The organism is Actinoplanes rectilineatus, assembly GCF_000962825.1.
GTDB lineage: Bacteria > Actinomycetota > Actinomycetes > Mycobacteriales > Micromonosporaceae > Actinoplanes > Actinoplanes rectilineatus.
Map to the genome: position 1 here is coordinate 87,156 of NZ_JZKF01000030.1, position 14,754 is coordinate 101,909.

Below are 14,754 nucleotides of genomic sequence, written 5' to 3' on the forward strand. Positions count from 1 at the left end.
GATCTCTCGGGGCTCTGCGAGCCACGGAAGGGGAACCCGTGCCCACCACGCCGTCGACCACACCTCAGGTGCCCACGCGGGACGACCGCTGGCAGCCCACCGATGCGCTGCTCAACAGTGTGATCGACAAGTGCATCGCGGAGTCGAGGCGGCGCGCTTCGGACGGCGGTCACGGCGGTGCGGTGGTGGCCGGCGGGCTGGTCCTGGCCGCCCTGTCGATGATCGTGACGGCGGGCACCGGCAATCCGGTCTTCGCGTTCGGGATCCTGGTGGCGCTGGCCGTCGTCGGTCTCGCGTACACCGGAGTGAAGGCGCCGCCGCTGCTGACCGACCGCACCAAGGTCCTCGCCGTGGCCGGCGGCCCGGGTCACCTGCCCGCCGGGTACCTCGTCTACCCGCCGGCCTGGGAGGCCGGGATGCCGGAGTACCTGGCCGGTGCCGGGACCACCGAGCGTCGCCTGCGGATCGCGGTGAAGCTGTGCCGGGAGCACCCGGGTGCGGTCGCCGACCTGCTGCGCCTGGTGCACAAGGCGGAGAACTTCGTCGTCGTACACCGGCCGGGACGCGACTTCAGCGAGGAGGGCCGCGAACGGGAGGTCCTCAAGACCGCGACCAAGCTGGTCGAGGAGCTGTCCGGGATGAGTTCGACGCGGGTGCTGGTCAGCAACTGACCGGTGCGGGTCCGGTGCTCCCCCGGCGCAGGACGCGGATCGGCGGGCCGGGGATCTCCCGGGGAGCGGCCCCGCCCAGCACGGCGAGCACGGCCCGGCCCAAGGTCAGGCCGTGCTCGTGCACGTCGATGCTGAGCGCGGAGAGCGGCGGCACCGCCAGTTCGCACAGCGGCGAGTGGTCGTAGGCGAGCAGGCTCACCCGCCCCGGCACCGGCACGCCGGAACGCTGCAACTCGTGCTCGGCGGCGATCGCCATCACGTCGTTGTCGAAGACCACCGCGGTCGGCGCCGGTTCCCCGGCGAGCAGCTCACGGACCCCGTCCGCCCCGGAACGGGCGCTGTAGTCGCCCTCGACGATCCGGACCCGTACGCCGTGCCGGCCCGCCGCGGCGAGCATCGCCGACGACCGGTCCGTGGTGTGCACCAGGTCGGCCGGCCCGCTGACCCGCCCGATCACCCGGTGGCCCAGGGACGCCAGCAGTTCGACGGCCGCCGTCATCGCCCCGGCGTCGTCGGTCACCACCCGGGCGAACCCCGGCGGACCGGACCGGCCGGCCAGCACCGCGGGCAGGCCGAGACGGGCCAGGTGGGCGGGGCGCACGTCGTCGTGCACCAGGTTGACGACGACCACCGCGCGTACGGTGCGGTCGCCGGCCCAGCGCCGGTAGGTGGCCAGTTCGGCGTCCCGGTCCGGCACCACCAGCAGCAGGACGGTGACCCCGTCCGGTGCCAGGGCCTCCTCCATGCCGGCGATCAGCTCCATGAAGAACGGCTCGACGCCGACCCGCGCGGCGTCGCCGGTCAGCACCAGCCCGATCAGGCCGCCGGCCGTCATCTCAGCCGACCCGGGTGGGCGCTGCCAGGGCGTTCGCCGACCGCAGCACCTCCGGCGCGGAGAAGACCTCCGCGTCGACGGACGCCCCGGTGGTGACGGTGAAGGTGCGCGTCTCGCCGGGCAGCAGATCGACGAGCATGTCGTCGACGACCGCGTCCGGGGCGACCCGGTCGGCGAGCACGGCGACGTCACGGGCGAACGAAGCGGCGGTCACGGTGACCGAGTATCCGCCGTCGACGACCACGGTGTGCGCCCGGACCGCGGCCGGGTCGTAGCGCAACACGGTGTCCTCGGCGAACAGGTGCGTGGCACGCAACTCCCCGGCGTCGGCCACCAGCACCTCACGGTCCGGGTCGGCCGCGGCCAGCAGCGCCGGCGGCGGGTTCAGGACCTGCACCGACCGGGGCGCGACGTGCAGGCTGACCTCGGTGGCGGCCAGCTCGGTGCCGTCGAACCGCAGCCGCCGCACCGCGACCGGCGCCCGCCAGGGCAGATCGGTGTCGTTGACCGCCACGAGCCGGGTGCCCCCGTCGCGGTTCTGCCAGGAGACCGTTCTTGGCGCGTACGCCCGGCGCAGGGCGTACCAAGCGGGTTTGAGGCGGCTCTCGCCGTCGACGACGGCCCACGAGGTCACCGGCCAGCAGTCGTTGAGCTGCCACAGGATGCTGCCCATGGTTCGTGGCGCGTGCCCGCGGAGGTGGCCGATCGCGTACGCCGTCGCCCGCGCCTGGTTGAGCTGGGTGGCCCAGTGCCAGGCGGCGAAGTCGTCCGGGATCGGCAGGTGGTGGGCGAGACCGCGCTCCAGTTTGCCGTTGCCGTCCTCGGCCTTCTGGTGCAGCAGGAACGCGTCCGAGTCCTTGCGCAGGTCGCCCGGGTCGAGGGTGGCGACCAGGGTGGCCCAGGCCGGGGGTGCCTGCCAGCCGAACTCGGAGCAGAAACGCGGCACGAACCCGTCGTGGTACGTGTAGTCCTCGCGGTTCCACGCCTCCCACTCGTGGCGGGTGCCGTACCGCTGGTCGTTGGGGTGCACCACCTCCGGGTCGTGTCCCGGGCTGGACGGGCTGCCGGGGTGGTACGGCCGGGTCGGGTCCAGATCGGACAGCAATTCCGGGAAGTCCCGGTAGTAGTAGCCGGCGCCCCAGGTCAGGTCGCCGAGTCGGGGCTTCCAGTGCCAGTCCTCGTGGCCCCAGATGTTCTCGTTGCCGCCGTTCCACACCGCCAGCGACGGGTGCGGGGCGAGACGGGTGACGTTCTGCCGGGCCTCGGCGAGCAGTTCGGCGCGGATCGGGTCCTCCTCGGCGTACGCCGCGCAGGCCAGCGGGAAGTCCTGCCAGACCAGCACGCCCCGTTCGTCGCAGACGTCGTAGAAGTCGTCGGACTCCCAGATGCCGCCGCCCCAGACGCGCAGCAGGTTCGCGTTGGCGGCCACGGCCCGGTCGACCGCCGCGGCAAGGTCCGCGCGGGTGATCCGGGTGAGCAGGTGGTCCTCGGGGATCCAGTTGAGCCCGAGCACGAACACCTCGACGTCGTTGACCAGCAGGGTGAACCGGCTGCCGATCTCGTCGGGGCTCTCGTCGAGGCGGACGTCGCGGAACCCGGCCCGGGCGTGGTGCTCGTCCAGCGTCTCGTCCCCGGCCCGCAGTGTCACCTCGACCGGGACCAGGGGCTGGTCGCCGTACCCGGCCGGCCACCAGGTGGGCGCGTCCGGGACGGCGATCGTGACGGTCGCCCGGTCGCCGGTCACCGCGACCTCTTCGGTACGCCCCAGCACGCTCACCACCACGACGAGGTCGGCCGGGGCGTCCCGCTCGATCTCGACGTGCACGGTGAGCCGGTCCCGGGTGGCGAGTGGGCGGACCGCGGCCAGCCGGGCGGTCCGCCAGCGTTCCAGGCGTACCGGCTTCCAGATGCCGGCGGTCTGCAGGTCGGGGCCCCAGTCCCAGCCGAACGAGCAGGCCATCTTGCGGATCGCGTTGAACGGGTGGTCGTAGGCGCTCGGACGCGCGCCGATCTCCTTCTCCACCTGCTCGGCGTGCTCAAGGGCGGAATCAAAACGCACATTCAGGGGTACGCCGTCGGCGCTCAGCAGCTCGCGGACGTCGAACCGGTACGCCCGGTGCATGTTCGCGGTGCGTCCCAGCTCGGCGCCGTCCAACTCGACGGTCGCCACCGTGTCCAGCCCGTCGAAGACCAGGTCGACGCGTTCGCCGGGCTCGGCCGGGGCGGCGGTCAGGACCGTCTCGTAACGCCAGGCGGACCGGTGGAACCAGGTCAGCGCGCTCTCGTTGACGCCCCGGTAGGGGTCGTCGATCAGGCCCGCGGCCAGCAGATCGACGTGCACGGTGCCGGGGACCGCGGCGGGCAGGACGGCACCGGCGATCGTCTCGGGCACCCGGCCGCCGACCGCTCGGACCGTCCAGCCCTCATGCAGCTCGATCTTGAGCATCGCGGCTCTCCCTCGTCAGAAACGGCCGGGCCGCTAACATTCTTAAGCTACTGAACGAAGTAGGTCAACGACGGCGGAGCGGAGGCGCGATGCGGCCCGGAACGAACACCGCGGAGGGCGGGCTGCTGCGGCTCAGCGCCGCCGGGACGGCCCTCGTCCTCGACTGCCGCGGGCCCGCACTGCCCGTCGTCGTGCACTGGGGTGCCGACCCCGGCGACGAGGACCTGGCCGAGCTGGCACTGGCCGTCGCGCCGCAACCGATCGGCTTCTCCGCCGACGGGACGGTCCGCCCCGCGATCCTCCCCGAACAGTCGACCGGCTGGCTGGGGCATCCGGGACTCGCCGGGCACCGGGACGGGCGGGCCTGGTCCAGCGCGTTCCGGACCGTCGAGGTACTTCGGCAGGCGCACGGCGTACACCTCACAAGCTTTGACGACGATGCCCGGCTGGCGCTGCACCTCGAGATCGAGATGCGGCCGGCCGGGGTGGTCCGGACCCGCGCGACGCTGACGAACGCCGGCGACGGGATCTATCGGCTCGAACATCTGACACTGTTCCTGCCGGTGCCGGCGGCGGCCACGGAATTGCTCGACTTCACCGGACATCATCTGCGGGAACGGGCGCCGCAACGGACCGCGTTCACGCACGGATTGCGGCTGCGGGAGAACCGGACCGGCCGGACGGGATACGACAACGCGTTCCTGATGTGCGCCGGAACGCCCGGATTCGGCAATCGGCACGGCGAGGTGTGGGGGCTGCACACCGCGTTCTCCGGCAATTCGCGGACCCTCGCCGAACGCAACTACCACGGGCATTCCGCGCTCGGCGGCGGGGAACTGCTGCTGCCCGGCGAGATCGGTCTGGCGGCCGGCGAGTCCTACACGTCACCGTGGTTGTACGGGTGCTGGTCGGACCGGGGTCTGGACGGGATCTCGGAACGCTTCCACACCCATCTGCGGGCCCGACCACAGCATCCGCAACGGGACCGGCCGGTCGTGGTGAACACGTGGGAGGCGGTCTACTTCGACCATTCCCTGGACCGGCTGAGCGCGCTCGCACGGGCCGCCGCGGAGGTCGGCGCGGAACGGTTCGTGCTGGACGACGGGTGGTTCGGTTCCCGGCGGGACGACACGTCGGGGCTCGGCGACTGGGTGGTCTCCGACGCGGTGTGGCCGGACGGACTGCACCCGCTGATCGAGGTGGTCCGGGGACTCGGCATGGAATTCGGCCTGTGGGTCGAACCGGAGATGGTGAACCCCGATTCCGACGTCGCCCGGGAGCATCCGGAATGGATGATGGCGGCCGGCGAACGGCTGCCGCCGCCGGCCCGTTCCCAACAGGTTCTCGACCTGGGGAATCCGGCCGCTTTCGACTACATCCTGCAGCGGCTGGACGACCTGCTGAGCACCTATGACATCGCCTATCTGAAATGGGACCACAATCGGGACCTGGTCGACGCCGGGCATCCGCTAAACGGACGTGCGGGCGTTCACGATCAGACCTACGCCGCTTATCGGCTGTTGGACACGTTGCGGGAACGGCACCCTGCGGTCGAGATCGAGTCGTGTTCGTCCGGGGGCGGGCGGGTCGACCTGGAGATCCTGGAACGGACCGAACGGGTGTGGGCGTCGGATTGCATCGACGCGCACGAGAGGGTTCCGATTCAGCGGTGGACGAGTCTTCTCGTACCCCTGGAATTGATGGGTTCTCATGTGGGATCGCCGGTGGCGCACACGACACAACGGGCGCTGCCGCTCGCCTTCCAGGCCGGGACTGCCATCTTCGGACATCTCGGCATTGAATGGGATCTGTCGGGGTTGTCGGCGGCAGAGTCGGCTTCGCTGGCCGGGTGGGTGTCGCTCTACAAGTCGGTGCGGGGGCTGCTGCACTCGGGGACGCTGGTGCATGCCGACGTAGCCGATGACGCCTATAGCGTGACAGGGGTGGTAGCGCCGGATTTTTCGGATTCGCTCTTCATGGTGATCGCCACCGCGACCAGCGCGTCCTACCCGCCGGGATCCGTGCCGCTGCCCGGACTCGACCCCGGCCTGCGCTACCACGTCCGCCCGCAACCGCCCGGCGACGTGGCGGACGGGAACGCCGCAGCCTGGGGCGCTGCGTTACCCTGGTGCACGCCGCAGGGCGTCCACCTCACCGGGCGCACCCTCGGGGCCTCCGGCCTGCGGCTGCCGGTGATGTTCCCGGATCGCGTCTTGCTCGTGCGCGCCACGGCCGTGGCCGATCTGCCTGACAGGGTGGTGACCGAGTGAGACAACCGGTCGGCGACGCCGCGCCGAACGGCAGACCAGGCCGCGCCCGCCGGCCCGGCGCCCGCGAGAGCATCCTCGACGCCATCCGCGCGTCCGAACCGCTCAGCCGGGTCGAACTGGCCGCGCTGACCGGCCTGACCGAAGCCGCCGTTTCGATGACCGTCCGCCGCCTCCTCGAAGAGGGCCTGGTCGTCGAAACCGGTCGCGCCCCCACCGGCGGCAAACCCCGCACCCTGCTGCGCCTCGACCCGGCCGCCCGCCTCGCCGTCGGCGTCTACCTCGACCAGGACACCACCACGTACGTCCTGACCGGCCAGACCGGCGGCGTCATCTCCCGCCTGGCCCGGCCCGCCACCGACGTCTCCGGTTCCCTCCTCGCCGACCTGACCGCCGACGTCGACGTACTCCTGGCCGGCTCCGGCGTGGACCGGGCCCGCTGCCTGGGCATCGGCGTGGTCTGGCCCGGCCCGCGCGGCGGCTCCACCGAGGAAGGCCCACCCCGGCTACGCGGCTGGGACCCCGACGACCTCGGCCGGCGACTCGGCGCCACGACCGGCTGGCCCGTACTGGTGGAGAACGACGCCACCGCCGCCGCGATCGGCGAATACTGGGTGGCCCGGGTCGGACCGGAACAGGCGTTCGCCGCCCTCTACATGGGCGGCGGGCTCGGCGCCGGCATCATCGTCGAAGGCCGGGCCATGCGCGGCGGCCACGGCGCAGCCGGCGAATTCGGCCACGTCTGCGTCCAGGTCGACGGCCCGGAATGCTGGTGCGGCAGCCGCGGATGCCTGGAAGTGCTGGCCGGCCCCCGAACGGTGACAGCCGCGGCCCTCGCCGACCCGGCCACCGCCGCCGAAGCGGGCCTCGACCACACCGGCCGCCGCAGCGTCCCCGCCGACTTCGCCGCCGTCGCCCGCGCCGCATGGGCGGGAGCCCCACGCTGCCTGGCCCTGCTCGAAGACTCCGCCCGCTACGTGGCGGCGGCCGCCGAATCGGTGGTCAACCTGCTCGACATCGACCTGGTGGTACTCACCGGACCGGGTTTCGCCGCGGCCAGCTTCGTCTACGGCCCGGCCATCCAGCGCCGGATGGCCGCCGCAGACGCCCGGACCTGGCGCCGCTCGGTCACCGTCACGGTGTCACTGGCCGCGGCGACGGCCTCGGCCACGGGGGCGGCCGCCCTGGTCCTGCAGTCCCACCTGCGCCGCTGACGATCCGCCCTCCCGGTCACCCGCCTCCGCCTGACGCTGCGCTAACGGCGCGGGCAAGGCGGTGGAGACCCGCGTGCGGCGCGTCAGCCGCCGTCGTCTCATCATCTTGTACGCGTCGGCGGGAGAACCGTGGCTGCCGCGCGATCAGGGTGCCACTCGAGCTCACCGGAGCGTCCGCCGGGCCCAGGTGCCGGGAGACCTCCGCCGGCGTCCGAACACCTGCCGTCATCCGGCCGGTTCTTCGCCCACGGTCGCTCCAGTCCTCCCCAGGAACCACACACGACGGCCGAGCCCACCCCAGCCGTGCTCCAGGGTCGTCTTTCGGCGCGCAGACGGGCCACAGTCGACAGCCCAGCCGTCACAGGCAGCCCGGCCGTCACAGGCAGCCCAGCCGTCACAGGCAGCCCAGCCGTCACAGGTGTTCGCCCGCAACGGCTTACGGTCGCTCGGCCGTCGCCTGTGGTCGTTTCCGGCTCGCGAACCGACCACAGGCCACGGCTCGACCGCCCGAGCCGTCGATCGCGGCTGACCAGGAGGCGAAAATCAGCCCTCAACGACGGCTCACCGACACCGGCCGTCGCCCACGGCCACACTCAGCCCACCAACCGACCACAGCCCACGGCCCGACAGCCCGAGCCGTCAATCACGGCTGACCAGAAGGCCAAACTCAGCCGTTGACGACGGCAGAGCCTGCTTGGTGATCGACGACGGCGGTTTCCAGTCGAGAACCGCGGCATGACGGGCGAGGGGCAACGGCGGGACAGTCGAGAACAGCGGTATCGCGGACGTAGACCTACGACTTTGCGTCGCCTGGGCAGCCGTCAGCAACGGCTTGCATCGCTTGGGCAGCCGTCAGCAACGGCTGGGCGGGTTCCCGGCTCTCGTCGTGGTGCCGGTGGTTCGCTGGACCGGGCTGCGGGACTCGATCGGGAGCGGCCGGACGCGGCTGGGGCGGTAGCCGCACCCGATCAAGGGTTCGGGTGCGACTGCCGCCCTTGTCGGGATGGTGGGCGTCCCCGATCGCGGTTCGGGTGCGTCGACCGCCCCTCATCAGGCGGGCGGCACGATCACGGGACACCACGACGTGACGGGCGATCGATGCACCGGATGGCTCTACATGCGGGATAACTCGACTACCGGGCCCTTCGGACACGTGATGCGCTTCGATGCGGGACGACCCGACGCGCCGGACCCCTCGGACACGTGACACGACTCGATGCGGGACGACCCGGCGCCCGGACCGAGTCCGACTGTCAGGCGGTGAGCTTCAGGGCGGACTTCGCGAGTTCGTAGGCCGGCAGCATCGCCTGGTGTTCGTCGCCGTCCAGGCTCTCGAGGGAGACCGCCGTGATGCCGTCCCCGGCCTTGACGACGAAGGCGCGTTCCGGCTCGATGGTGTCGTCGAGCTGACTCTTCTCGGTGTAGACGGCCTCGATCGCCGGCTGCCCGCCGATGGTGAGTTCGGTGAACGCCGGGGTCAGCGCCTTCTCGCCGATGAAGGCGGTCAGCGTGGTCTTGAGGTCGGTGCCCTTGCCGGTGTAGACACGCAGGTAGCCGATGTTGCCGGCCGGCTTGGCGTCGATCTCGCACACCATGGTGAGGGTGCCGCGGCGGGCGAGGGCGGCCAGCTCGTCGTCCTCGGACAGGACCACAGCCTTCGCCGTGTAGCCCTCGGCCAGGCCGACACTGATCGGCATCGGACAGTCGGAGCCGGCTTCGCCGACCCGGCCGGCCTCGGCGGCCCCCGCGGCGGCCGGGGCGACGCTGGAGACGGCCGGATCGGGGGCCGTCTCGGTGGAGGAATTGCCGGAGCATGCGGACAGAAGGATCGCCGAAGTGGCGACCAGGACGCTGATACGTGATCTCACGAGGACGGGAGTCTACTTTGATCTTTATGGACGGCATCGACTACCGTCCGAACCCCCAGGCCGGAGAGTAAATTTGACCGTCTTCACCTGCCACGGCTGCGACGCCGTCCTCACCGTCCCCCTGTCCCGGGTGGCCCTGCCGATCCAGTCCCGCAGGCGGTACGCCAACCCCTTCGACGACACTCTGATGGCACACGGCACCTACGCCGCCGACCCGGATCGCGGCGTCGCGGTGGCTCCCGGCGACGTCCACGGCACGATCATCGTCCCGGTCGCCGACGGCTACGGGTGCTGTGGCGTGGCCGGGGCCGGCACCCCCAATCTGCTCTGTGAAGCCTGCCGGACCCCGGTGGCCACCCGCGTCGACGACTGCGGCGAGTGGCAGGTCGTCTGGCTGCACGCCGAGGCGACCCGCCCGGTCGGCGACGATGTGGCACCGGTCCTGACCTGGGACGAGCTGGTCGCCACCCGCCCCGGTCTGCCGCCGGTCGACGAACCCGGCTGGTGGAACCCGATCTGGCAGGCGGCGGCCGGGCACGCCCTCGCGTATCTGTTGGCGCACTCCGGCGGCCGTCCGATCGAGCTGCCCGGCGGGGTGCTCAGTGAGGTCTTCCGGCCGGCGCTCGACGTGCTGCATCCGCAGCCCTCATCGCCGTCCACCCCGTGCACTGTCGCGCTCGCCGGTCCCGGACGCTCCGCTCCGGAGGCCGACATCGTCCTGGTCCCGTGGCATCCGCAGACCGGCGAGGTGTGGGACGCCGGCCCCGGGCCACGAGTGGCGCCGCTGCCGTGGGAAATCTGGGCGTACCCCGCATATCACCCGTCCCGCCGCAGCCTCCAGGCCCAGCGCACCGGCCCGGGACCCCTGACGGCATCGAGACTCTTCACCCCGGACGGCGACCTTTTCGGGTACGCCCTGAGCACCCTCCAAACGCAGGCCCCCCAACCCTGGCTGCGGCCGATCCTCGAGCGCGCCCTGGCCAGCCCCTGGTCACGCCCATTCTGAGAGACAACCGCCGCGAAAACTGGAACCATCCGGCGGTGACCGATGCTGATCTCTGGTTCGCGCTGCCCACCCTCACCGGCCGCCGGATCCGCCTGGAACCGCTGACGATCGAGCACGCCCCCGGATACCTGGCCGCGGCCGGCACCCCACAGGAGTCGGCGGACATCTTCCGCTGGCAGAGTCCCGCCGGCGGTGCGCTGACGGTTCCGGCCACCGTGGACGACGCCCGTGCACACATCACGTCGGCGCTCGCCGCCCGGGCACGCGGCACACGGCTCCCCTACGCGCAGATCGACGCCGTCACGGGCGCGTTCGCCGGGACGACGTCGTTCGCGGACCCGGATCCGGGGCTGCGCAGTCTGACGATCGGCTACACCTGGCTGGGCCGGGCGTGGCAGGGCACCGGCGCGAACGTCGAGTCGAAACTGCTCATGCTCACGTTCGCCTTCGAGACCCTGTCCGCGGTCCGGGTCACCCTGGTCACCGACATTCTTAATGTACGAGCTCAGACCGCCATCGAACGCATCGGCGCGACCCGTGAGGGCGTGCTGCGCAAACACCGTCGACGGTCGGACGGCAGTTGGCGCGACACCGTCCTCTACTCCCTGGTCGACGACGAGTGGCCGGCCGCCCGCACACTGCTGAACCGGCGTTTGACCAGGTCTGACCACGAGCGGGACCACTGATCGGAGCGGGCGTCGCGGGCAGCGGGCGGGAGCGGGCAGAGGCCTCGCGTCGCCCGCGGCCACGGGAGTCGGCGCGGCGCGTACCCGCAAAGGAGCGGCAGCGGACGTCGCACCCGGACCGCCGGAGAATTCCACTGTGAACCGTGCTTGACAGCATCGGCTACCGTCCGCGCCTGTGATCAACGCACGTATTTCCGCCATCCTTATCGGCGTGTCCGTTTTTGCCCTGTCCGCCTGTGGTGGCACCGACACGACGTCGACCGACGCCGCCGCTCCCACCGCCACCACCTCGGCCGCCGCTCCGGCCGCCGAGGCCACCACCAGTGCCGCTGCCGCCGCCCCCGCGGCTTCCGACAAGGAACTCTGCGCCGCCGCTGAGAAGGTCAGCAAGGAGTTCAAGAACGAGATCCTCGAGATCTTCAAGAGCGGCGGCGATGTGACGCCTGAGGTGGGCAAGAAGCTCTACACCCAGCTCGCCACGGGTCTCAGCGAGGCGGCCGGCAGTGGCGACAGCGCCGTCGCGACCGCGATGAAGCAGATGGCCGACGAGGCCGCGAAGGGTGCCGCCTCGGCGAACCCGGTCGAGGACGGCGACACCAAGGAGGCCGAGAAGGCCGGTGCCGCCCTGACCGCCGCGTGCAAGGAGGCCGGGGTCAAGGTCGTCTACTGACGATCGAGGACCAACCGCTGAGGACCGATAGAGATCAGGAAGTCCTCGGCGTCGAAGCGGGCGCCGGCCGGGATCGCACCCGGCGCGGCGCCCGTGCCGTCCAGGATGCGGGTGGCCGCCTCGACGACCAGCGGCGCGGTGATCGCGTAGATGTCACGTCCGCTCGCGATCATCCGCCGTCGCGTCCCGCCGGTCTCGGCGATCACGTCGACCAGGAACGTCTGCGCCGAGCGCCCGGACTCGTCGGCCGCAACGGGTGCACCGGTGTCCGGATCACGCAGGTCGGCGACGGCATTCATCGTCATGAACGTGGAAATATCGGGAATGGTGAGATGAGCCGGGACGGTGGCGCTGTCGGCCATCGTGAACTCCCCCACCACCGCCCGCTCCGTGTCCGGAAATGCCCAGTTGGTGACCGGCGCGTCCCCGTCCCGGAACGCCCAGCGACCACCGGCCCACACGATCCGGCGACCCCCGCGGCGCTGCGCCGACACCAGCCCGGTGGCGCGCGTCCCGCGGGTCGGATGCCAATCACTGAGGGTGTACGCGATGAGCAGCCGCTCCGCGCCTGATCCGTCCCCGAGCAGTGCGGTGGCCAGCAGGTCGCCCAGCCCGCCGTAGAAGGCGACCGCCGGCACGATCGGAATCGGCGCGTCGGCAAAATCGGTCAGCGTCTCGCCGATCACCTCGACCTCGGCCGTCACGTCCAGATAGGGGACGCCCGCCCGGATCGCCGCCTCGATCGTCGGCCGGGCGGTCGCCGCGAACGGCCCGGCACAGTTGATCACCGCGTCGGCCTGCCGGAACGCCTGGTCGAGGTCGGTGTTCCGGTCGCACGGGATCGGGGTGAGGCCCCGCGACCGCAGTTCGGCCTGGACGAAGGTGCCGGTGTGCCCGCCCGCTCCGGGGACGGCTACTCGCTTGTTCACGCCGTTCAGCCTGGCCGGTACGACCCGGCCGAACCAGTGTCCGGAACGCCATGGCCCGTACAGTTTCAGACATGCCGTCCGTCGCCCTGGCCGTCACCGACGGCACCCCGCTGTTCGAGCTGGCCACCGCCTGCGAAGTCTTCGGCGTCGACCGGGAGCTGGCATCGTGGTGGTACGACTTCCGGATCTGCGGCGACGACGGTGGCCTGGTCGGCGGCTGGCTGCGGGCCGGCATCGGACACGGGCTGGACGCGCTGGTCACCGCGGACACCGTGATCGTCCCGTCCATCCGGGATCCCGAGACGGCATCACTGCCGGCCCTGGTCGAGGCGGTCCGCGAGGCACACCGGGCCGGCGCGCGGGTGGCGGCACTGTGCACCGGCGCGTTCGTGCTCGCCGAGGCGGGGCTGCTGGACGGCCGCCGCGCGACCACACACTGGGCGCACACCGATCTGCTACGGACCCTGCACCACGGCGTACGCGTCGACCCGGACGTCCTCTACATCGACGAGGGTGACGTGCTGACGTCAGCCGGCAAGTCCGCCGCCATGGACCTGTGCCTGCACCTGGTCCGCACCGACCACGGCACCGCCGTGGCGAACGCCCTGGCCCGCACCCTGGTGGTGCCGCCGCACCGGACCGGCGGACAGGCCCAGTTCATCCCTGCGCCGGTGTCCCACGGCCCGACCCACGCCCTGGAACAGGTGCTGCCGTGGGCCGTCGAGCACCTGACCGAGCCGTTGACCGTCCGTGACCTGGCCCGCCGGGCCGGCATGAGCGAACGGAACCTGGCCCGCCACTTCCACGCGGTCACCGGCAGCAGCCCACTGCGGTGGCTGCTCACCCAGCGCCTCCACCGTGCTCAAGAGTTACTGGAGACGTCGGCGCTGTCGGTGGAGCAGATCGCCGCCCGCACCGGCATGGGCACCGCCACCACCCTGCGCCGCCACTTCAGCCGGCAACTGGGAGTGCCACCGGAGACGTACCGCCGCACCTTCCGCCGGTGAAATAACCCGGTGATCATGCGGGTTGGCATGCTCGTGGACGAACGCAGCACGACCGTGGTGGTCATCGGGGGCGGACAGTCGGGACTGTCGGCGGGATACCACCTGAAACGGCGCGGCGTCCCGTTCGTCATCCTCGACGCCGCACAGGCACCCGGAGGGGCGTGGCGGGAGCGGTGGGAGTCGCTGCGGATGGCCACCGTCAACGGCATCTTCGACCTGCCCGGGTTCCCGAAACCACCCCTCGACCCGGACGAACCCAGCCGCACGGCCGTGCCACGATACTTCGCGGGCTTCGAGCAGGCGTCCGGCCTGCCGATCCTCCGTCCGGTACGGGTCACCGCCGTCCACTCGGGCCCGGGCGAACGCCTGACCGTCGAGACCGACCGGGGAAACTGGGTCACGGATGCCGTCATCAACGCCACCGGCACGTGGGACAACCCGGTGCGCCCGCACTACCCGGGTCAGGAGACGTTCACCGGACCGCAGGTGCACACCCGCGACTACGTGTCGGCCGATCAGTTCGCCGGGAAACGGGTGGCGATCGTCGGCGGCGGCATCTCGGCGCTGCAACAGCTCGAGGAGATCTCCCGGGTGGCGACGACGTTCTGGTACACCCGCCGCGAACCGGTATTCTTGGACGGCGACTTCACCCCGGAAGGCGCCGGCCGCGACACGATCGCCAAGGTTACGGCGGACGTCGAGGCGGGCCGCCCGACCGGCAGCGTTGTCTCCTACACAGGTCTGATCTGGACCCCGTACGCGCAGGCCGCCCGAGACCGGGGCGCCCTGGAACGCCGGCCCATGTTCACCGCGATCGAGCCGTACGGTGTCCGCGAAGCCGACGGCTCCTTCACCTCGGTGAACGCGATCCTCTGGGCGACCGGCTTCAAGGCGTCCCTGGCACACCTGGACCCGCTGCACCTGCGCAACGAACAGGGCGGCATCCAGCTGACCGGCACGGCGGTGACCGCCGACCCGCGCATCCACCTGATCGGTTTCGGTCCGTCCCAGTCCACGGTCGGCGCCAACCGGGCCGGCCGAGAGGCCGTGACCACCCTGATCCGCCGCGGAGTCCTCTCCCCCACGCCCGTTCCATAGCCCCGTCTCCGCCCTACCTCGGCCCGTCCCGCCCAGCCCCGCCCCGCCCAGCCCCGC

12 protein-coding genes are annotated in these 14,754 nt (G+C 71.6%); 8 read left to right on the forward strand and 4 right to left on the reverse strand.

Annotation, left to right across the window (positions count from 1 at the left end; genetic code table 11):
* Positions 1-68 precede the first annotated feature (68 nt).
* Positions 69-671 carry a hypothetical protein gene (locus WH85_RS23020; protein ID WP_169792480.1) on the forward strand — a complete coding sequence of 201 codons (603 nt, stop codon included), beginning with the start codon at positions 69-71 and terminating at the stop codon, positions 669-671.
* On the opposite strand, the gene WH85_RS23025 is transcribed toward WH85_RS23020, so the two are convergent.
* Together WH85_RS23025 and WH85_RS23030 are read right to left on the reverse strand one after the other, a co-directional pair.
* Positions 661-1,506, reverse strand: coding sequence for a LacI family DNA-binding transcriptional regulator (locus tag WH85_RS23025; protein WP_045744023.1), 846 nt, complete (start codon positions 1,504-1,506; stop codon positions 661-663). The genes WH85_RS23020 and WH85_RS23025 overlap by 11 nt on opposite strands.
* Position 1,507: 1 nt before the next feature.
* The gene (locus tag WH85_RS23030) at positions 1,508-3,952 is read right to left on the reverse strand and encodes a glycoside hydrolase family 2 protein (RefSeq protein ID WP_045744024.1); all 2,445 of its coding nucleotides are present in this window, start codon (positions 3,950-3,952) and stop codon (positions 1,508-1,510) included.
* Between the two features lie 89 nt (positions 3,953-4,041).
* Here WH85_RS23030 and WH85_RS23035 point away from each other — a divergent pair, with 89 nt between their 5' ends.
* Both WH85_RS23035 and WH85_RS23040 read left to right on the forward strand, forming a co-directional pair.
* Complete coding sequence (locus tag WH85_RS23035) at positions 4,042-6,222, forward strand: alpha-galactosidase (RefSeq protein ID WP_045744025.1); 2,181 nt, start codon at positions 4,042-4,044, stop codon at positions 6,220-6,222.
* The gene (locus tag WH85_RS23040) at positions 6,219-7,433 is read left to right on the forward strand and encodes an ROK family transcriptional regulator (RefSeq protein ID WP_063775536.1); all 1,215 of its coding nucleotides are present in this window, start codon (positions 6,219-6,221) and stop codon (positions 7,431-7,433) included. Before WH85_RS23035 ends, WH85_RS23040 begins: the two co-directional genes overlap by 4 nt.
* Before the next feature lie 1,253 nt (positions 7,434-8,686).
* On the opposite strand, the gene WH85_RS23045 is transcribed toward WH85_RS23040, so the two are convergent.
* Positions 8,687-9,301, reverse strand: a complete 615-nt coding sequence (locus WH85_RS23045; protein WP_045744026.1) for a lipoprotein — start codon at positions 9,299-9,301, stop codon at positions 8,687-8,689.
* A 73-nt stretch (positions 9,302-9,374) separates the two neighbouring features.
* On the opposite strand from WH85_RS23045, the gene WH85_RS23050 reads away from it, so the two are divergent.
* The 3 genes from WH85_RS23050 to WH85_RS50665 all read left to right on the forward strand — a co-directional run bounded on the left by WH85_RS23050 (position 9,375) and on the right by WH85_RS50665 (position 11,663).
* Complete coding sequence (locus WH85_RS23050; RefSeq protein WP_045744027.1) at positions 9,375-10,307, forward strand: hypothetical protein; 933 nt, start codon at positions 9,375-9,377, stop codon at positions 10,305-10,307.
* A 35-nt stretch (positions 10,308-10,342) separates the two neighbouring features.
* A complete protein-coding gene (locus tag WH85_RS23055) occupies positions 10,343-10,993 on the forward strand; it encodes a GNAT family N-acetyltransferase (protein WP_045744028.1) in 651 nt (216 codons plus the stop codon).
* A gap of 211 nt (positions 10,994-11,204) precedes the next feature.
* A complete protein-coding gene (locus tag WH85_RS50665) occupies positions 11,205-11,663 on the forward strand; it encodes a hypothetical protein (RefSeq protein WP_052720715.1) in 459 nt (152 codons plus the stop codon).
* Here the strand turns inward: WH85_RS50665 and WH85_RS23065 are convergent.
* Complete coding sequence (locus tag WH85_RS23065; RefSeq protein ID WP_045744030.1) at positions 11,657-12,592, reverse strand: saccharopine dehydrogenase NADP-binding domain-containing protein; 936 nt, start codon at positions 12,590-12,592, stop codon at positions 11,657-11,659. The two genes, WH85_RS50665 and WH85_RS23065, sit on opposite strands and share 7 nt — an antisense overlap.
* Positions 12,593-12,663: 71 nt before the next feature.
* Between WH85_RS23065 and WH85_RS23070 the strand changes: the two genes are divergently transcribed.
* Positions 12,664-13,599, forward strand: a complete 936-nt coding sequence (locus tag WH85_RS23070) for a helix-turn-helix domain-containing protein (RefSeq protein WP_045744031.1) — start codon at positions 12,664-12,666, stop codon at positions 13,597-13,599.
* A 15-nt stretch (positions 13,600-13,614) separates the two neighbouring features.
* Positions 13,615-14,697 (forward strand): flavin-containing monooxygenase, encoded by a 1,083-nt coding sequence (locus tag WH85_RS23075; RefSeq protein WP_045744032.1) that lies wholly within the window; start codon positions 13,615-13,617, stop codon positions 14,695-14,697.
* Positions 14,698-14,754 lie beyond the last annotated feature (57 nt).